The sequence below is a fragment of the Pseudomonas sp. P8_229 genome, assembly GCF_034008635.1.
Lineage (GTDB): Bacteria > Pseudomonadota > Gammaproteobacteria > Pseudomonadales > Pseudomonadaceae > Aquipseudomonas.
In genome coordinates this window covers 6,198,377-6,218,367 of the sequence record NZ_CP125378.1, presented here as the reverse complement: position 1 = coordinate 6,218,367, position 19,991 = coordinate 6,198,377, and the positions used below count along the sequence as shown (strand labels likewise).

Annotated in this window: 15 protein-coding genes and 1 pseudogene; 7 read left to right on the top strand and 9 right to left on the bottom strand. The window is 59.8% G+C overall.

The features are described 5' to 3' along the window. Positions 1–107: 107 nt before the first annotated feature. Positions 108–1,184: a 4-hydroxyphenylpyruvate dioxygenase gene (gene hppD / locus QMK55_RS27905; protein WP_102355160.1), complete on the top strand. Its 1,077-nt coding sequence runs from the start codon at positions 108–110 to the stop codon at positions 1,182–1,184. Between the two features lie 126 nt (positions 1,185–1,310). On the opposite strand, the gene rarD is transcribed toward hppD, so the two are convergent. From rarD to QMK55_RS27885, 4 genes and pseudogenes are all read right to left on the bottom strand, one after another. Then, positions 1,311–2,192 (bottom strand): EamA family transporter RarD, encoded by an 882-nt coding sequence (rarD, locus tag QMK55_RS27900; protein WP_320328268.1) that lies wholly within the window; start codon positions 2,190–2,192, stop codon positions 1,311–1,313. Positions 2,193–2,479: 287 nt separating this feature from the next. Next, the gene (locus QMK55_RS27895; protein WP_320328267.1) at positions 2,480–3,493 is read right to left on the bottom strand and encodes an aldo/keto reductase; all 1,014 of its coding nucleotides are present in this window, start codon (positions 3,491–3,493) and stop codon (positions 2,480–2,482) included. 68 nt (positions 3,494–3,561) lie between these two features. Further along, a pseudogene (locus QMK55_RS27890) lies at positions 3,562–3,771 on the bottom strand (LysR family transcriptional regulator); the annotation flags it as partial. Positions 3,772–3,995: 224 nt separating this feature from the next. After that, positions 3,996–5,306 carry an MFS transporter gene (locus tag QMK55_RS27885; RefSeq protein WP_102355163.1) on the bottom strand — a complete coding sequence of 437 codons (1,311 nt, stop codon included), beginning with the start codon at positions 5,304–5,306 and terminating at the stop codon, positions 3,996–3,998. A 172-nt stretch (positions 5,307–5,478) separates the two neighbouring features. On the opposite strand from QMK55_RS27885, the gene QMK55_RS27880 reads away from it, so the two are divergent. The 4 genes from QMK55_RS27880 (at position 5,479) to QMK55_RS27865 (ending at position 11,152) form a co-directional block, all read left to right on the top strand. After that, a complete protein-coding gene (locus tag QMK55_RS27880; protein ID WP_102355164.1) occupies positions 5,479–6,597 on the top strand; it encodes a sugar diacid recognition domain-containing protein in 1,119 nt (372 codons plus the stop codon). A gap of 221 nt (positions 6,598–6,818) precedes the next feature. Further along, positions 6,819–7,961: a glycerate kinase gene (locus tag QMK55_RS27875; protein WP_320328266.1), complete on the top strand. Its 1,143-nt coding sequence runs from the start codon at positions 6,819–6,821 to the stop codon at positions 7,959–7,961. A gap of 336 nt (positions 7,962–8,297) precedes the next feature. Further along, on the top strand, positions 8,298–9,923 hold the full coding sequence (locus QMK55_RS27870) for a methyl-accepting chemotaxis protein (protein WP_102355166.1): 1,626 nt from the start codon (positions 8,298–8,300) through the stop codon (positions 9,921–9,923). A 41-nt stretch (positions 9,924–9,964) separates the two neighbouring features. After that, positions 9,965–11,152 (top strand): pyridoxal phosphate-dependent aminotransferase, encoded by a 1,188-nt coding sequence (locus QMK55_RS27865; protein ID WP_320328265.1) that lies wholly within the window; start codon positions 9,965–9,967, stop codon positions 11,150–11,152. Positions 11,153–11,295: 143 nt separating this feature from the next. Here QMK55_RS27865 and QMK55_RS27860 read toward each other — a convergent pair whose 3' ends face one another. The 5 genes from QMK55_RS27860 to QMK55_RS27840 all read right to left on the bottom strand — a co-directional run bounded on the left by QMK55_RS27860 (position 11,296) and on the right by QMK55_RS27840 (position 16,642). Continuing rightward, a complete protein-coding gene (locus tag QMK55_RS27860) occupies positions 11,296–12,273 on the bottom strand; it encodes a D-glycerate dehydrogenase (protein ID WP_320328264.1) in 978 nt (325 codons plus the stop codon). Positions 12,274–12,286: 13 nt separating this feature from the next. Beyond that, positions 12,287–13,585, bottom strand: a complete 1,299-nt coding sequence (locus tag QMK55_RS27855) for an MFS transporter (protein ID WP_320328263.1) — start codon at positions 13,583–13,585, stop codon at positions 12,287–12,289. Positions 13,586–13,681: 96 nt separating this feature from the next. Then, positions 13,682–14,686, bottom strand: a complete 1,005-nt coding sequence (locus QMK55_RS27850; RefSeq protein WP_320328262.1) for a sugar kinase — start codon at positions 14,684–14,686, stop codon at positions 13,682–13,684. Then, complete coding sequence (locus tag QMK55_RS27845) at positions 14,679–15,461, bottom strand: AP endonuclease (RefSeq protein WP_320328261.1); 783 nt, start codon at positions 15,459–15,461, stop codon at positions 14,679–14,681. Before QMK55_RS27845 ends, QMK55_RS27850 begins: the two co-directional genes overlap by 8 nt. Before the next feature lie 161 nt (positions 15,462–15,622). Further along, the gene (locus tag QMK55_RS27840) at positions 15,623–16,642 is read right to left on the bottom strand and encodes a LacI family DNA-binding transcriptional regulator (RefSeq protein WP_320328260.1); all 1,020 of its coding nucleotides are present in this window, start codon (positions 16,640–16,642) and stop codon (positions 15,623–15,625) included. A gap of 208 nt (positions 16,643–16,850) precedes the next feature. Between QMK55_RS27840 and QMK55_RS27835 the strand changes: the two genes are divergently transcribed. After that, entirely contained in the window at positions 16,851–17,693 is an 843-nt protein-coding gene (locus QMK55_RS27835) for a hypothetical protein (protein WP_320328259.1), read from the top strand. 98 nt (positions 17,694–17,791) lie between these two features. Then, complete coding sequence (locus QMK55_RS27830) at positions 17,792–19,876, top strand: hypothetical protein (RefSeq protein WP_320328258.1); 2,085 nt, start codon at positions 17,792–17,794, stop codon at positions 19,874–19,876. Positions 19,877–19,991: the final 115 nt, after the last annotated feature.

The window sequence follows — 19,991 nt, the reverse complement described above, 5'->3', positions numbered from 1 at the left end:
GACTTCCTCGCCCGCAGTGTGCGAGGCATCTCCTGCGCACCTCCCGCCGGTCTCAGCATTACTGACAAATAACTCTGGTTAATTGATAAGAATGATGAGGCGTCACCATGACCGATTTATACGAAAACCCAATGGGCCTGATGGGCTTTGAGTTCATCGAGTTCGCATCGCCGACTCCTGGGACCCTGGAGCCGATCTTCGAGATCATGGGCTTCACCAAAGTCGCGACCCACCGCTCCAAGAACGTGCACTTGTACCGTCAGGGCGCGATCAACCTGATCCTCAACAACGAACCCAACAGCGTCGCTTCGTACTTTGCCGCCGAGCATGGCCCGTCAGTGTGCGGCATGGCGTTCCGCGTCAAGGATTCGCAGAAAGCCTACAGCCGTGCCTTGGAACTTGGCGCTCAGCCCATCCACATCGAAACCGGCCCGATGGAGCTGAACCTGCCGGCGATCAAAGGCATCGGCGGCGCGCCGCTGTACCTGATCGACCGTTTCGGTGAAGGCAGTTCGATCTACGACATCGACTTCGTGTTCATCGAAGGCGTTGACCGCAACCCGGTGGGTGCCGGCCTGAAGATCATCGACCACCTGACCCATAACGTGTACCGCGGCCGCATGGCCTACTGGGCCAATTTCTACGAGAAGCTGTTCAACTTCCGCGAGATCCGCTATTTCGACATCAAGGGCGAATACACCGGCCTGACCTCGAAAGCGATGACCGCACCGGACGGCATGATCCGCATCCCGCTGAACGAGGAATCGTCCAAGGGCGCCGGGCAGATCGAAGAGTTCCTGATGCAGTTCAACGGCGAAGGCATCCAGCACGTGGCATTCCTCACTGACGACCTGATCAAGACCTGGGATCAGTTGAAGAAGATCGGCATGCGCTTCATGACCGCGCCGCCGGACACCTACTACGAAATGCTCGAAGGCCGTCTGCCGAATCACGGCGAACCGGTTGATCAACTGCAATCGCGCGGCATTCTGCTCGACGGTTCGTCGAACCCGGACGACAAGCGCCTGCTGCTGCAGATCTTCTCGGAAACCCTGATGGGCCCGGTGTTCTTCGAATTCATCCAGCGCAAGGGCGATGATGGTTTCGGCGAAGGCAACTTCAAGGCCCTGTTCGAATCGATCGAGCGTGACCAGGTGCGTCGTGGTGTGCTCGCTACCGAGTAATCCACCACACCGATAAACACTGTAGGAGTGAGCCTGCTCGCGATAGCGTTTTCAGATCCAGCAATGCTGGTGACTGAATAAACGCAATCGCGAGCAGGCTCACTCCTACATTTTTTTGTGTCGGGTTTAAGGTCTGCGTTGCCGCATCAGGTGCTTGAAGCCTTCAAACACCAGTACCACCACCGCCAGCCAGATCGGAATGTAGGTCAGCCATTCGCCGGCCTTGATGCTTTCACCGAGCAACAGCGCCACACCGAGCAGCAACACCGGCTCGACATAGCTGAGCAGGCCGAACAGGCTGAACGGCAACAAGCGGCTGGCAATGATGTACACCACCAGCGCCGATGCACTGATCAGGCCGAGCAGCGGAATCAACCACAGCAGGCCCGGGTACTGATCGAACACGCCAAAGCCTTGCTCGCCACCCTGCACGAACCAGTACGCCACCGGCAGCATCAGCGTCATGTCGACCCACAAGCCGCCGAGGTGGTCGGTCTTCAGGCGTTTGCGCAGCACGAAGTACAGCGGGTAGCCGACCACGACCACCAGGGTCGCCCAGGAAAATCCGCCGACCCGATACAACTCGTTGGCCACGCCGAGGGTTGCAAACAACACCGCGATTTTTTGCAGGTACGACAGGCTGTCGCCGTAAGCGATACGCCCGGTCAGCACCATTGCCAGTGGCAGCAGGAAATAGCCCAGTGACACGTCGAGGCTGTAACCGTTGAGCGGCGCCCACATGAACAGCCACAGCTGCACGCCGAGCAACGCCGCGGACACGATCAGGCCGCCGATCAGCTTCGGATATCCGGCCACCCGCCGCAGCAACTCCAGCACCCGCCGCCATTCTCCGGAGACCAGCATGAACACGGTCATGCACGGCACGGTCAGCAGCATCCGCCAGCCAAAGATCTCCACGCCACTCAACGGGGTGAGCAGCGAGGTGTAGTAATACATGACGGCAAACAGCACCGAGGCTGAAACCGATAAAGCGATACCTTTAGACAAACTGTCCTCGCGGGTGGGTGATCAAACAGGGCGCGCAGAATACGTGGTTTTTGTGCTGAATATTGGTCGAGTGATCAATATTCCCAACATCTTGAAGATAAGCACAAAACCGCTGGGAGCGACGGTACGATCATTCGGTCCGCTCGCGAGAGGGAAGCAGGCCCCACATCTTTAGTGACTATTCCAGTGCTTTCGCGAGCAAGCCCGCTCCCACAGTGGATCTGTGTCGAATACAACGTGTGCATCGCCAATGATTCCCTGTGGGAGCAGGCTTGCTCGCGAAGCTTTTAGCCTTGGTGCGGTTTACGGCCCGACACAAAATGGCTCACATCATTGAACCCCGGTGTCGACGCGTGGCCCGGTGTCACCAGCGAATCGATAAACGCTTCATCCTCAGCCGTGATCTGCACCGCCTGCGCCTTGGTGTACGCGTCCCACTGTTGTTCGGTGCGTGGCCCGACGATCGCCGAAGTCACCGCGCTGTTGTTCAGCACCCAGGCAATCGCGAATTCGACAATCCCGACTCCACGCTCTTTTGTGTATTGCTGAATCTGCTGGGCAATGCGCAACGACTCCACGCGCCATTCAGTCTCCAGAATCCGCTTGTCCTGACGCCCGGCGCGGCTGTTGGCGTCCGGGGTCACGTCCGGTGCGTACTTGCCGCTGAGCACGCCACGGGCCAGCGGGCTGTAAGGCACCACGCCGAGGCCGTAGGTTTGCGCGGCGGTGATCTGCTCGGTCTCGGCCTGGCGGTTGACGATGTTGTACAGCGGCTGGCTGATCACCGGGCGGTCGACACCGAGTTTGTCCGCGATGCGAATCACTTCGGCAATCCGCCAGCCGCGATAGTTCGACAGGCCCCAGTAACGAATCTTGCCTTGGCGAATCAGGTCGCCAATCGCCGACACGGTGACTTCCAGCGGCGTGTTGTGGTCTTCGCGGTGCAGGTAGTAGATGTCGAGGTAGTCGGTACCGAGGCGCGTCAGGCTAGCCTCCAAGCCGTTGAAAATGTGCTTGCGGCTCAAACCGCTGCGGTTCGGCACAGCGTCCACCGGGCCGAAACCGACTTTGGTTGCCAGCACCCATTCATGCCGGTGACGGGCAATCGCCTCACCGACGATCTCTTCCGAACGGCCATTGGTGTAGACGTCGGCAGTGTCGATGAAATTGATGCCCTGATCCCAGGCCTTGTCGATGATGCGCAGCGAGTCTTCTGCGCTGGTCTGCTCGCCGAACATCATCGTGCCGAGGGTGAGGGTGGACACCTGCAACCCCGAGTGACCCAGTGTGCGATAGCTCATGCCGAAATCCTTTTGTCGGTGGGAAAACTCCAATCAAATACCAGAAGCGTCCAGTGCGGCAAAGTGAATTATTGGCTGAGTAACGCGCAACGCGCCTGCAAAAATGCCTGCAACACCCGCACCCGCTCGGACACCTGCACCCGATGCGGGCACAGCAGATTGAACGGCACGCTCTCGCCTTGCCAGTCATTGAACAGCGTCAGCAGGCGCCCGGCGCGCACGTCTTCGGCGACGTCCAGCCATGCCTTGTAGGCGATACCATGCCCGGCCAGCGCCCAGTTTGACGGATGCTTTGAAGAGCTGATGAGGAGGGGATTGAAGCAATTGCGAAAATCGAGTGCTGCTGAACATGGGCGAAAATCGAGTCTGAAAACCTGATTATTGCTTACGAAGCAGGCACAGCAAGGGGGAGCAAGCTCCCCCTTGGGTTTTTACCGGACACTAGTGACGCTCTGCGTGGGAATGTAGCCCCGGGCACGCTCTGCGTCCCGATCAAGCCTGATTACGCCCGCAACGTGCGCGTCATGCGCAGCGCCAGCAAGCTCCCGCCAACAATCACCGCTGCCAGCAGGTACAACGCCGCATCGGTCGAACCGGTGCTGTCCTTGACCCAGCCGACCAGGTACGGGCTGAGGAAACCCGCCATCTGGCCCATGGAGTTGATCAGCGCCAGACCACCCGCCGCCGCACCCGCGCTCAACATGGCAGTTGGCACCGGCCAGAACATTGGCAAACCGGTCAACGCGCCCATGGTCGCAATGGTCAGACCGAGAATCGCAATCGCCGGGTTGGCCGCGAAGTTCACCGCAATCAGCAGGCCGACAGCGCCCATCAACATCGGCACCACCAAATGCCAGCGGCGTTCTTTGCGCAAGTCCGCCGAACGCCCGACCACCAGCATGAACACCGCTGCCAGCAGGTACGGAATCGCACTCAACCAGCCAATCACCAGGTTGTCGCTGAAACCGAGGTTCTTGATGATCGACGGCAGCCAGAAGTTGATCGCGTACACACCGCTCTGGATGCAGAAGTAGATCAGGCCGAAAGCCCAGATTGCCGGGTTCTTGAACACCGCGAGCAGCGAATCGGAAGTGGTTTTCGGTTTGTTCGCCAGGTCTTCAGCCTGATCCGCTTCCAGCACCGAACGCTCGTGCGGGGTCAGCCATTTGGCGTTGGCGAAGTTGTCGCTGAGCAGGAAGTAGGCGAGTGCACCGAGGATTACAGTCGGAATGCCTTGCAGCAGGAACATCCACTGCCAGCCAGCGAGGCCACCTTGGCCCGCAGCGAAGTGATTGAGGATCCAGCCGGAAAACGGGCTGCCGAGCAGGCCGGACACCGGGATCGCTGACATGAACAGCGCCATGATCCGGCCACGGCGAAAGGTCGGGAACCACTGCGAGAGATAGAGCACAACGCCCGGGAAGAACCCGGCTTCGGCCGCACCGGTAAACAGCCGCAGGGTATAAAACTCAGTCGGGGTGGTGACGAACAGCAAGCAGGTCGACAGCGTGCCCCAGGTGATCATCATCAGCGCGATCCAGCGCCGCGGGCCGAACCTGGTCAGGGCCAGGTTGCTCGGTACGCCGCACAGCACGTAGCCGATGAAGAAGATACCGGCGCCGAGGCCGTACACGGTTTCACTGAACTTCAGCGCGTCGAGCATCTGCAGTTTGGCGAATCCAACGTTGACCCGGTCGAGGTAGTTGAACAGGTAGCAGATGAAGATGAAGGGGATCAAACGCAGCGTGATGCGTTTGTAGACGGCGTTTTTACCGTCATCGATGGTCTGGGTAGCTGCGGCGCTCTGCGACATAGCGGCTCTCTCTTTATTATGATTTTTTGCGATGCACAGGTTAACGTTGATCGCCCTGAGAGTCTCGGCCACCTGTGGCCGGATTGTCTTTGTGCCTGAGCACAGGGTTTGCCGCCAGACCCTGTGCGGGTGAACAACCGTCCGCCGCCGTTGCTTAAGGATTTTGCCGATCATGTTCGAACTCGATCACGACCTCGCTCAGGATATCGTTGACCGGGCCATGGCCATTTTGCCCTACAACGTCAACGTCATGGACAGCCAGGGCCTGATCCTCGGCAGTGGCGAGCCGGAGCGCATCAACACCCGCCACGAGGGCGCGCAACTGGTGCTGGCCAACGGTCGGGTGGTCGAGATCGACGCGCAGACGGCGGTGCATTTGAAAGGCGTGCAGCCGGGCATCAACCTGCCGCTGATGCTCGATCAGCGGTTGATCGGCGTGCTCGGCATTACTGGCGAGCCGGAGCAACTGCGCACTTACGCCGAACTGGTGCGCATGACCGCGGAAATGCTGGTCGGCCAGCGCAACCAGCAAGCCGAGCAGCAATGGCGGCGCCAGCGTTGCGATGACCTGCTGGCATTGTTGCTGAGTGAAGCGGGGGACTCGCCGCGTCTGGTCGATGAAGCGCAGCAACTGGGGCTCAAACCGCAATTGACCCGGGTGCCGTATCTGTTCGAACTGGGTCTGGAACACGGCCCGGGGCAAACCGTCGACGCCTTGAGCGCCTGGCTGACGACGCGTTACCCGGACAGCTGGTGCGTGAGTTCGGCCAAGTCATCGCTGCTGTGGTGCCGTCCGGCGAGTCAGGCCGTTGAACATGATCGCCTGCTGGAAAAGCTCGACGGCCTCGGCTGGAATATTCTGCGCATCGCCGTCGGTGGGCAGGCGGAAGGGCTGGCCGGGTTGCGCCGTTGTTATCGGCGGGTCGGCGATCTGCTCGCCTATGGCCGGGACGTGTTGCCGCACTCACGTTTGCTGACGCTCAATCGCTATCGTTTGCCGGTGATGCTCTGGCGTCATCGCAATGATGATGCGCTGGACGAGTTGCTCAAACCGTTGCGCAAGGTCATCGCCAAGGACGCTAACGGCCAGTTGCTCGCGACGCTGCGCAGTTGGTGTGAACACGACGGGCAAAGCCAGGCGTGTGCCGACGCGCTGGGCATTCATCGCAACAGCCTGCGTTACCGCATGGAGCGGATTGCCGAGATCAGCGGCGTGGATCCTCTGCGGCTGGACGGGATGCTGGCGTTGTACCTTGGGGTGCAGTTGTTACCGCAGACTGATCCGAGCTGATCGGGTGTTTTCTGAGACGCCATCGCGAGCAGGCGAAGGCCTACATTTGAAATGCGTTCCCTGTAGGAGTGAGCCTGCTCGCGATAGGGCCGCAACATACAACGTCAATTCCAGGCTTTTGTAGAAATGAACAATAAACGCCCGCCCCGCTTGTGCAGCGGACAGGCGTCAAAGCGCAGGCCGACTGGCAGCATGAAGGGCATTGCAACTGGAGAATTCGCATGAAGATCGTCATCGCCCCCGATTCGTTCAAGGACAGCCTGAGTGCCCAAGGCGTTGCCGAGGCCATTGCACTGGGCCTGGCGCAAGTCTGGCCGCACGCCACGCTGGTCAAATGCCCGATGGCCGACGGCGGCGAGGGGACGGTGGAGTCGATACTGGCCGCCTGCGAAGGCCAGTTGCGCCGCACCCGGGTGCGCGGTCCGCTGGGCACACCCGTCGACGCCGCGTGGGGCTGGTTGCCGCACAACCACACCGCGATCATCGAAATGGCCGAGGCCAGTGGCCTGCAATTGGTACCTACGGGGCAGCGTGATGCCTGCATCAGCAGCACGTTCGGCACCGGTGAACTGATTCGCGCCGCGCTGGATGCCGGCGCGCAACGGGTGATTCTGGCAATTGGCGGCAGCGCCACCAACGATGGCGGCGCCGGGGCCATGCAGGCGCTCGGGGTGAAGTTGCTCGATGCCCAAGGTCAGGCACTGGTGCCGGGCGGTCTGGCGTTGGCGCAACTGGCGCGTCTGGATCTGAGCGAGCTTGATCCACGTCTGGCCCGGGTGCGCTTCGACATCGCGGCCGACGTCAACAATCCGCTGTGCGGCGTGCACGGTGCCTCGGCGATTTTCGGCCCGCAAAAAGGCGCGTCACCGGCTCAGGTGCAGCAACTGGATCAGGCACTGGGGCACTTCGCCGAACTTTGTGCGCAAGCGCTGGGCAAGGACGTTCGCGACGAGTCGGGCAGCGGCGCGGCAGGCGGCTTGGGCTTTGCTGCCAAGGCGTTTCTCGGTGCACAATTTCAGGCTGGCGTCGAAGTGGTGGCGGAACTGGTGGGGCTGGCAGACGCGGTCAACGGCGCCGATCTGCTGATCACCGGCGAAGGCCGCTTCGACGCGCAGACCTTGCGCGGCAAGACCCCGTTCGGTGTCGCGCGGGTCGCCAAACAGCACGGTGTGCCGGTGATCGTCATTGCGGGCACGCTGGGCGAGGGTTATCAGGAACTCTACGAGCACGGCATCGATGCGGCATTCGCCGTGACCAGCGGCCCGATGACCCTCGAACAGGCCTGCGCCGAGGCGCCGCGTTTGTTGCGCGAACGGGCGACTGACATCGCCCGGGTCTGGCAGATGGCCAAACGCAATATCTGACGCACTGAAAACATTGTGGTGAGGGGATTCATCCCCGATGGGTTGCGAAGCAGCCCCCCGCGTTTTCGCTAAAAACCAGTCTTCAGATTCTGCGACTGCAGCGTAGCCGAGCGGGGATGAATCCCCTCACCACAGGGGGGCAAGCTGCAAAGGTGTTTCACTGCTGAAACACTCTGAAAAATATTTCCGCTTTACACCAAACCTTCCTAAAGCCTGGCCGATACAGAGATCAGGCGCACACAGATTCCCTCGAACAGTGACGCCGGACTGAACCCGCCCAAGGTCCAGTGATGACGGCAAGGACGCTCGCAGTTACCTCTATCCGAGAGTCTAACCATGTCCTTGCGTAACCTGAATATCGCGCCCCGTGCCTTCCTCGGTTTTGCCTTTATCGCCTTGCTGGTGATCGTCCTTGGCGTGTTCGCCGTCAATCGCATGTCGACCATTCGCCAGGCCTCTATCGACATGGAGACCAACCAACTGCCCAGCGTCACGTACCTTGGTGTGGTGACGGAAAACGTTCTGCGCCTGCGGATTCTGTCGTTCCGCATTCTGGTCAACCGTGACCCTGCCGGTCTGCAAGAAGCGCAAACGCGTATCGGCGTGCTGGTGGACAAGGTGCGCAGCGCTCAGGCGAGTTACGCGGCACTGCCGGCAGAGACCGATGAACGTGCCTTGTATCAGGCTTTCGCGACGACGCTCGATAACTACCTGCAAGCGCAAAACCAGATGATGGAGCTGTCGCGTCAGGACAAGGTCGATGAGATGCGCACGCTGATCAACACGCGCATCAAGGACGGTACCGACCAGATGGGCGAGCAGCTCAACAAACTGATCGCGATCAACGCCGCCGGTGCGAAAGTCGCCTCCGCTCAGGCCGGTGAGCATTACGACAGCGCCATTACCGGGATCGTCATTGTTGCCGTTGTCGCGGCGCTTGCCACGGTACTGCTGGCACTGCTGCTGACCCGCAGCATCGTCACCCCACTGAACCGTGCAGTACAGGCGGCGCAAACCATCGCCGGCGGCAACTTGAGCAAAACCATCGAAGTCGACGGCAAGGATGAAGCCACGCAGTTGCTACAGGCGCTGGCCACGATGCAGACCAACCTGCGCAAAACCATCGAACAGATCGCCGGCTCCGCCACCCAACTGGGCGCCGCCGCCGAAGAACTCAGTGCAGTCACCGAAGAAGCCTCCCGTGGCCTGCAACAGCAGAACAACGAGATTGAGCAGGCGGCCACTGCCGTCAACGAAATGACCGCTGCCGTGGAAGAAGTGGCCCGTAACGCCGTGTCGACTTCCGAAGCGTCGAACCAGTCGACCCAGGCCGCTCGCGAAGGTCGCGATCAAGTGGTGAAAACCGTCGACGCGATCCAGACCATGACCCACGACGTGCAGAACACCTCGCAGATGATCGAAGGCCTGGCCGCGCAGGGTCGCGACATCGGCAAGGTGCTCGACGTGATTCGCGCCATCGCCGAGCAGACCAACCTGCTGGCCCTCAACGCAGCCATTGAAGCGGCACGTGCCGGTGAAGCCGGGCGCGGGTTTGCGGTGGTGGCGGACGAGGTGCGCGCCTTGGCCCATCGCACCGCACAATCGACTCAGGAAATCGAAAAAATGGTCGCCGGCATCCAGAACGGCACCGGCGAAGCGGTTTCGTCGATGCAGCAAAGCAATCAGCGCACCCAGACCACCCTGGAAATGGCCCGCGCCGCCGGTGTCGCGCTGGAGCAGATTACCCAGTCGATCCATCAGATCAACGAGCGTAACCTGGTCATTGCCAGTGCCTCGGAAGAACAGGCGCAGGTGTCCCGCGAAGTCGACCGCAATCTGGTCAACATCCGTGACCTGGCTACGCAATCGGCCGCCGGGGCCAACCAGACCAGCGCCGCCACCCATGAGCTGTCGCGCCTGGCGGTGGATTTGAACGCCATGGTGGCGCGTTTTGTGATTTGAGATAGGGTGAAGGCTGGAAACCGCGCAATCAGGAGACGTGCATGCGCTATTCAGCCTTGACCCAACGAATCGCCGGGGAAGGAGCAGCGGCCTGGCAGATTCATGACCGAGCGCTGGAGTTGCGCGCCGAGGGTGTCGATATCCTGCTGCTGAGCGTGGGTGATCCGGATTTTGATACGCCGCTGCCGATCATCCACGGCGCGATCGACAGCCTGCTGGCGGGCGATACACATTATTCCGAGGTGCGGGGCCGCTCGGCGTTGCGCAAGCTGATCGCCGCTCGCCACCAGCGCCGCAGCGGTCAGGAGGTGGATGCCGAGCACGTGATCGTGCTGCCCGGTGCGCAATGCGCGGTGTATTCGGTGGCCCAATGCCTGTTGGACCCTGGCGATGAAGTGATCGTCGCCGAGCCGATGTACGTGACCTATGAAGGCGTGTTCGGGGCGTGCGGCGCGACGGTGGTGCCGGTGCCCGTGCGGCCGGAGAACGGCTTTCGCGTTGACCCGGCGGATGTCGCGGCGCGGATTACCCCGAAAACCCGCGCCATGTTGCTCAACAGTCCCAACAATCCTTCCGGCGCGAGCCTTTCCCTGCTTATCTGGCAAGAGCTGGCGGCGCTCTGCGTACGCCACGATTTGTGGCTGATCAGCGACGAGGTTTACAGCGATCTGCTGTACGAAGGCGAACACGTCAGCCCGGCGAGTCTGCCGGGCATGGCCGAACGCACGGCGACCATCAACAGCCTGTCGAAATCCCATGCCATGAGCGGCTGGCGGGTCGGCTGGTCGATCGGGCCGAAAGTGCTGGCTGAGCATTTGGTCAACCTGTCGTTGAGCATGCTGTTCGGATTGCCGGATTTCGTCCAGAAAGCGGCGCAAGTCGCGCTGGAAAGCGATCTGCCGGAAGTGGCGCAGATGCGTGAGGAATACCGCATGCGCCGTGATCTGGTGTGCGAACGCTTGCGCGGTTGTCCGGGGTTGCAGCCGATTCGCCCGGATGGCGGGATGTTCGTGATGGTCGATGTGCGCCAGACCGGGTTTGGCGCGCAGGCGTTTGCCGAGCGGTTGCTGGAAGATTACGGGGTGTCGGTGCTGGCAGGGGAGGCGTTTGGGCCTAGCGCGGCGGGGCATATTCGCATCGGACTGGTGCTTGACCGGGTGAAGCTGGCCGATGCCTGTGCGCGGATTGCGCTGTGTGCGGTGCAGCTGTTGCAGGCGCGTAGTGCCTGACAGTGTTGTGTTGCCTGAACTGGCCTCTTCGCGAGCAAGCCCGCTCCCACAGTGGATGGGTGTGTACATAATGTTATCTGTACACACCAAACCCTGTGGGAGCGGGCTTGCTCGCGAATGCAATCTGCCATTCAGCACATTTTTCAGCCCTGCCAAGCCGCCGGATTCACCAGATTGGCCGGCTTCTCCCCAGCCAACGCAGCAAGCAGATTCTCCACCGCACAGCTCGCCATCGCCTCCCGCGTCTCATGCGTCGCCGAGCCCATATGCGGCGTCGCGACCACATTGTTCAATTGCAACAACGGCGAATCATGATTCAGCGGTTCTCGCTCGAACACATCCAACCCCGCCGCACGAATCCGCTGATGGCGCAGCGCGTCGATCAGCGCCGCTTCATCCACCACTTTGCCGCGCGAGATATTGATGAAGATGCTCTCGGGGCGCATCAACGCAAACTGCTCGGCGCCGATCAAGCCTTCGGTCTGCGCCGTCAGCGGCAGTGTCAGACAGATGAAATCCGCCTCTTGCAGCAACGCCTCAAGGCTACGGTACTGCGCATCGAAACGCGCCTCGACCGCCGGTTTGCGCGACTGACTGTGATAAAGCACAGGCATGCCAAAGCCGAAATGCCCACGCTGGGCCAGCGCCTCGCCGATGCGCCCCATGCCGATAATGCCCAGGGTCTTGCCATGCACATCGGTGCCAAAATGCGCCGGGCCGATGTTGCGGTGCCACTGGCCGCTGCGCACCATGTTCGCCAGTTCCACCACGCGCCGAGCCGTGGCGAGAATCAGCGCAAAACCGGTGTCGGCGGTGGTTTCGGTGAGCACGTCCGGGGTGTTGCTGAGCAGGATCTTGCGCCGGCTCAGGTAGTCGATGTCGTAGTTGTCGACACCCACCGAGACGCTGGCGATCACCTGCAGTTGCGGCGCCAGATCGAGCAATGCGGCGTCGAGTTTCAGGCTGGCGCCGAGCAAACCGTGGGCGCCGGGCAGGGCGTCGCGCAGCCTCATCAGACCGTTGGCGTCGAGGCTTTCGATCAGCGTCACGTCACAGTGTTGTTGCAGGCGCGTCATCAGCGCCGGCGAGAGTTTCTTGTACAGCACGACTTGCTTTTTCATGGGCAAAATCTCTTCAGGAATGCGCCGGCACGGGACGAGTGACTACGGCTTTGGCCACGACGCGGTCACTGGCGCCGGGCTTGAGGAAAATCGTCAGCACCACCGACAGCAGCAACGCGCCGCTCATCAGCAGGTACGAGGCACCGGGCGAGCCGGTGGAGCTGTTCAGGTAACCGACCAGGTACGAGCCGCCGAACGAACCGAGTGCGCCCATGCTGTTGATCAGCGCCATCGCGCCGCCAGCAACGTTGGCCGGCAGGATCTCCGGGACGATGGCGAAAAACGGCCCGTAAGGCGCGTACATGCACGCTCCGGCGATCACCAGCAGCGCGTACGACCACCAGAAATGTTCTGCGCCCAAGGCGTAGGAGCCGTAGAACGCAATGGACGCGATCAGCAGCGGTGGCCAGACGAAGCGTTTGCGCTTTTGCAGTTTGTCCGAGCCCCACGACACCGCGAGCATGCCGATCACCGCCGCCAGATACGGCAGCGCCGACAGCCAGCCGGCTTCGATCATGTCCATCTGCGCGCCGGCCTTGAGGATCGACGGCAGCCACAAGACGAAGCCGTAGACGCCGATGCTCCAGCAGAAAAACTGCAGCGCCAGAATGATCACCTTCGGCGAACGGAACGCCTCGGCGTAGTTCTTCACCGCTTTGATCCCGAGCTGTTCGGCGGCGAGGGCGCTTTCCAGGTCGTGCTTTTCCTGTTCGCTCAGCCACTTGGCCTGAGCGGGACGATCATCGGCCAGTTTCCACCAGATAAACGCCCAGATCACCGCCGGCAAGCCTTCGATGATGAACATCCAGCGCCAGCTGAAGTGCTGCACCAGATAACCCGAGACCACCGACATCCACAGCATGGTTACCGGGTTGCCGAGGATCAGGAAGGTGTTGGCCCGCGAGCGTTCGGCGCGGGTGAACCAGTGGCACAGGTAAACCAGCATCGCCGGCATCACTGCGGCTTCGACCACGCCGAGCATGAAGCGAATCACGATCAGCCAGTAGGCGTTGGAGACGACCCCGGTCAGGGTGGCGAGGCCACCCCAGAAAATCAGGCTGAAGAAGATCAGTTTTTTCACGCTGTGCTTTTGCGCGTAGATCGCCCCGGGCACCTGGAAGAAAAAGTAGCCGAGGAAGAACAATGCCCCCAGCAATGAAGACAGGCCCGGGGTGATCATCAGGTCGGCGGCCATGCCCGACGCAGCGGCGAAGCCGTAGTTGGCGCGGTCCAGATACGCCAGGCTATAGGTGATGAACACGATGGGCATGATGTACCACCAGCGGCGGGCGGCGAGGGTTGCAGTTTTCATGGTCTTGCTCCTGAGCTTGTTGTTTTTGTCGCAGCAGGTTCAATTAGCGGGTTGTCTTGGCGGGCCTCATCGCGAGCAGGCTCACTCCTACAAGGGTTATGTGTTTGCCGCTGCACTTGTGACTGGCAGAGATCCACTGGAGTGAGCCTGCTCGCGATTGGCGGACGTGAATTCAACGATGAGCTCGGATCGGGTCGGCAACCCCTCCATATCCCCGCGACTCTGCACCGCCCGACTGCCAATCCAGTTCGCGCGTTGTACCGCCTCGGCAATACTCAGGTGTTCCAGCAGGGCGCTGATCATGCCGACGGCAAAGCCGTCACCCGCACCGACGGTATCGACCACTTTGGCCACCGGCACCCCGGCGACAAAACCCTGATCCAGCTGCGTGCGGTAGTAGGCACCCTGTGGCCCCAGCTTGATCGCCACGGCTTCGGCGCCCTGATCGAGATAAAACGCGGCAATGTCCGCCGGGTCTTCGAATCCGGTGAGCAAGCGACCTTCATTCAAGCCCGGCAATACCCAATGGGCGAGGGCGGCGAGGCGGTTGATTTCGCGGATCATCTCTTGCTCGCTGGCCCACAGGCTCGGGCGCAGGTTCGGGTCGAATGACACGCTGCGCCCGGCATGGCGCATGCGCGTCATCAGTTCGAAAGACATTTCCCGCGCGGTGGCCGACAGCGCCGGTGGAATCCCGGTGGCGTGCAGGTGACGGGCGCTCAGCAGGCTGGCGCTGATCGACTGCAGTGACAGCTGACTGGCCGCCGAGCCCCGGCGGAAATACTCGACCTGCGGGTCGCTGCCATCATCGTTACGGGATTTGAACTGGAAACCGGTCGGGTGCTGGTGATCGACGTCGACATGGCTGCAATCCAGACCTTCCCTGATCAAGGTCTCGACCACAAACCGTCCGAGGGAATCGTTGCCGACCCGGCTCAGCCACGCCACGTTGAAACCCAGGCGCGACAGACCGATCGCCACGTTGCTGTCGGCGCCGGCAATGCGTTTGTGAAAGCCTTCGACCGCGGCCAGATCACCGGTCTGCTCGGCGACCAGCATCGCCATGGTTTCGCCAAACGACAGAATATCGATATCAGACATGGGCAGGCTCCAGGCGCGATTGGCCAAGGCGGGCGAGGGCGGCGACATGCTCGGTGGTCAGCGCCACCAGGTCATCGCCCTGCAACGGGTATTCGGCGGCACGCATAACGCCTTGGGCCATGTGCCGCAGCAGTTGTTCCCACACATGCAGGTCGCTGACAGCCGGTGGCACGGCGACCAGTTTGCCGTCGGCGCGGCGGGCCACGGCTTTGCAGTGCACGTAGCCAACATAGCGCCCGAGCAGGCGTGCGGCGTTGGTGGCCGACTGGTCCTGCCACTGCCAATTACCGATGTCGAAGGTCATTTTGATCGGCAGGTTGTGCTGCTCGACGGCGGCGAAAAACCGCTGGAACGGCTCGATGCGGCCGCCATGCAGGGTCTGGTCGTTCTCCACCAGCAACTGCACCGGGCTGTTGCCGAGCAGTTGTTGTAGCGCCTGCAGATCACAGTTGTCAGTGAAATAGCCGAGCGAGACCTTCAACCATTTCGAGCCGAACGCTTGGGCATGTTGCAGAGCGTTGATCAGCTCCGGATTGGGCTGTGCCTGGCCAGCGAGCCACAGTTCGGTCGGTGAGGAATAGATGCTTAGCAGGCCGTGGGAGTGAGTGGCCTCAGCCAGTTGCGCGGGCACTTCACGGGTCAGCAGCTCCTCACGCCATTCGATGCGATCGGCGCCGGCAGCGGCCAGCACATCGATGAAGAAGTCCTGCCCGCGCTGGCGTACCAGGTCGGCGCCGTAGCTGGACAGGCTGATGGAAACGGCAGGTTTATTCATTGTTATCTACCTCTGAAACCGGTTTCATTTTTGTTCAAAAAAAATCAGGTGTTGCTGTTTTGGCCTTTAGGGCCCCATCGCGAGCAGGCTCAGCTCCTACAGTGGAGCGCATTCCAAATGTAGGCCTTCACCTGCTCGTGAGGCGGTCGGCAAACTCTCCGCTAAGGTCCTTGAGTAGAACCCCGCTCAACCAGTACCGGCGCAAAATCCAGCCTGCGCACCGCCTCGACATCCCCGCGCAAACGCTTGAGCAAACACTCAAACGCCCGCGCGCCAATCTCGGCCGTCGGTTGGGCGAGAGCTGTAATCCCGTTGCCCACCAGCGGATACCAGTCCAGGTCATCCAGGGCAATCAGCCCGACATCCTCGAACAACCGGCAACCGATTTCGCGCAGGGCGAGGGTGCAGGCCAGCGCGGCCACGCCGTTGGCGCAGAACAGCGCTTTCGGCCCATTCGCCGGTTGCTGTAAAAAACGTTGAAGTTGAGTCGCAAGTTCTGCGCCGGTTTCCTGCACCGCTCCGGTCAACCCGGGACGCTGGGCAATCTGCTTCTGAAAACTGTTGACCCGCTCGATGCGTGAACTGGTGCCGTCAAAGGGTTCGGTCACCAACAACGCATCCCGGTAGCCACGCTGTTGAAGGTGCGTCAGCGCCATCTCGACAGCCAGCGAGTTGTTGAGACCGACCATGTCGCTGTCGAGGCCATCGACCTTGCGATCCACCAGCACCAGCGGCATTTCGCGGTGCAGTTCATGGAGTTCGTCACGGTGATGACCGAGGGTGTTCACGATCAGCCCTTCGATGTTGTACGAGCGCAACAACGCCAGATGTTGGCGTTCCTGCTCGTCGTCACGGTCGGTGTTGCACACCACCAGGCTGTAACCGTGCGCACGGCAGGCGGTTTCCACCCCGTGCATCACGGCAATCGAATAAGGGTTGCGGATATCGGCCACCAGCATGCCGATCAGGCGTGTGCGCCCGCGCTTCAGGCCACGGGCCATTTGATTGGGGCGGTAGCCGAGTTCGGCAATCGCCTGCTCGATACGCTGGGCAATGGCATCGGAGAGCAGGGCGCGGTCATCGCCGATGAAGCGCGAGACGCTGGCCTTGGAGACGCCGGCACGTTCGGCGACATCAAGCATGGTCACGCGGCTGCGCTGGGCGGCGGAGAAATCGTTCACGGTTGAGTCTTCTTATTGTCTGAAACCGGTTTCAGAAGACACCATTTGTACGGTAGCCGTCAACTGATGTGTTTGGAGTGAAGTTGAATCTGTCTGGCGTTTCCGACAGGCGGTGGTTTTACCTGTCAGATCTGACAGTAGGCAACAACTGGATACGGGCGTTTAATTTCTTCCACGTGAATGGCGAATGAAGAGCGAGACAGTATCCATGTCAGCCGATGACCCCCATGTGACAAGCAGCGCTGTCAATGCAGGCATTTTACTCAATCCGCCTCGATTCGAAGGCGTCGACCCGTCGGATCCGGCCGGGACATTACCACCGGATGCGAAGCAAAACGGAATTGTCTGCATCATCGATATCTGGCCAGCGTTTCCTGTAGATACGCGTATTGATCGCGTCGAGATCTTTATCGTCGGCAATCCGAAGTTTGTCGCGTGGGCAGAATATAGTGCTGCCGACAATGCCCCCGAGTTTCATATTCCAATAGCGCCGTTGTCGCTGCCCAATCTGGCTACGTTCGAAGTTTTTTACACCGTGCGCTCGATCAATGCGACAACGTCACCGTCACGGCGCCTGACGTTTGCAATTACACCTCCACCTCAGTTGTTGAAAGAGTCAACGTTTCCGGATGCAGATCTCTGGGGCTATATCGGCTGCACAAAAAACAATCCTCTGGATCCTGATGCTTTATTTATCTGGGAGGGCATACGCACTCTGATTCCGTTCAATGATCTTTTCCGAGTGGGCGATGTGATCAGTCTCAGCTGGCGAGGATGGCGTTCGCTGAATGGAACGGGAGCTGCGTTAACCCCCTTATATACCTTTACTGCTGCTGTAACGGATGTAGCCAACAAAAAACCGGTCTTAATTGTAATAAGACCGTTTGCTACACACATCGAACCTATGCGCGAGAACGATTCTGCGACGACCGAATACCTGTTAGTGCGAAACGGAGTTTCAATTTTCAGTTCTTTTACAGGCCTGGTGAAAATAGACAGAGTGATTCCGGGTACTCCTGGTTTTTGCTCGAGTGCACGCTGGATGACATGACGATTTGCTGTAACAGAAAGGCGACTGCTGTCGGCGATAACGCCCTTGTCGATGAAGGAAGTATTGATATCCATTGTTAAGAATATTGGAGAAAACACATGACAAGTTATCAAGCTGGAACTGCGGCGCAGGGCGGTGGGATTTTGGTGGCACCAACTCCCGAGTTACCGGATGGCCGCGGCCCGCAGGGCGATATCATTCCCATCGCTGCAATTGCCGTGGGCGGGACGCTTCAGCTATTACTGGATACAACCGTTCCTGATAACCGGCAAAATGGTGATCAGGTAACAATAGATGTCACGCGAACCCAACCGCCTGCGGTTCCGACGCCCGCAGACTACACAAGGCTGCCACGCTTGACCCTCCCGGATATGGCACAACGACCGGTTAAATTTCCGGTTCAAATACCCACGGAACATTTGGGGGAGAACGCAACACCAGTCGGTCCGACTACAATCTGGGTCCGCGGCGTGTACTTTGAGCGAGGTTTTAATGCGTTGACTTCGGGTTTCGTGGAGTACCAGATTGACCGCACGGCACCCTGGCAAGCAAAACCGATTCAGACTGCGCCCAATCCCGGGCAAAGACCCGGCGCCAAATCAATCCCGGCAGTGTCATTTCCCAACGCCCCTGGCGATCTGGACGATACCTGGGCAGCTCTTCCGGGTAGCGCGATGGGGTTGAGGGTTGTAATAAACACCACGTATCCCAATGCTCAACCTGATGACCACGTGCGGCTGTATGTGGCCAATCAACGAAGCAATCCTCCGGAGGTGCCGGCTTTCTTCGATGACCCCATGCCGACCAATGGCGAGGTGCTGATTCCGACTGCCGAGTTGAGGAAAATAACCAGTGGCAGGGCTTTTATCTGGTTCGAAATTGAGGATGCTGCAGGCAACATAAGCGCGACATCAGTAAGCTTCAAAAACACTCGCTTTCTGCCGTTGCCCTCATTGGGGCCACTGCACGTACCGGCAAACAATGACGGGCTGATCAATCTGGACGATGCGCGTACAGGTGTTACCGTAGAAGTCGATCGGCCGGTGAACGCACTCAATACCGATGAGGTGAGCGCGAAATGGGGCAGTCAGTCAGCCCAGGACTTGCCATTTGGCATCCTGAACAAACTGGTTTTCACTATTCCATGGGGCGATTTGAGCAAGGAGTATTTCGATAATCAGACCGGCCAGATTTACGAGGTGCCTGTTCAGGTCACAGCCGATTTGATGCGCAACAATATTTCCGTCAGTGATGTGGATACGAGCGTAAACACTGACTTTTCGACGCACCCACCCTATATCGTCGATCCGATTAACCCACCTCCAGTTGTCAATCCCGAGTTCCAGCTGGCGATCGTTCGGGGACAAGCGCCTGTTACCGATAATGTGCTGGGCCCACATGATGCCAATCAAACCGCCAAGATATTTATTGATGTATCACCTGAAAGTGGCGGGGTATTCCCAGACCCGGAACCCGGTGATCTGGTCACCGCATTTTACCTGGGTGACGCAGGCGAGGTCGTTGTCGGTTCAAAGCTGATGACCGCCACAAATATCAATACGATAATTGATATCGATCTGCCTTACAGCATTGTCGGCCCCGGCGGTCTGGGAAAGAAAAAAGTATGGTGGGTATATGAGAACCCCAACCGTAACAACAAACAGATTTCGATAGAAACCGAGGTGACGGTCAATACGGTGGTCATCAATCTTGATCCGCCACAGTTCGTGCGGCCACCAGCAGATGGGGCTTCTGATCCGAATATTATTTGCGAAAGTCTGACCCTGGTGTCCGGAGAGCATGTGGCCAGATTCCGTATTCCGCCAAATCCCCACTTTGTCGATGGTATGCCTGTCACATTCAACTGGCGCGGGTTCCGCACGGATGATTATGCGACGCCGGCACCGGCTGATACGGAGTTCACCCGAACCCGAAACATTTCCCTGCCTGAGTTGACCGCCGGGATGATCTTTGATGTCGGGGCTTATGATCCGGTGGTGCGGAATGTACCAAGGCCACCACCCGCTACTCCGGATCCTTCAGACTTCTACGCGGGTTATGTAAAAGTCTGGTATTCGACACCGACAGTTCCTACATCCGGTGTTACGGAAATGACCGTCTACCTGCTCAACGGAGACTTCAAGTACTGCGAGACAGAACCAGGTTGGAATCCTGCGCCATAGTATGAATGTCAGGGGCTGCATTCGCCGGGAGATCACTGCTCTCCCGGCGGTGCCGTTGTTCCGGCTTCGGAAACGTTGATGGCACTTCATTCGGCAGGGATGAGCCTTACCTATA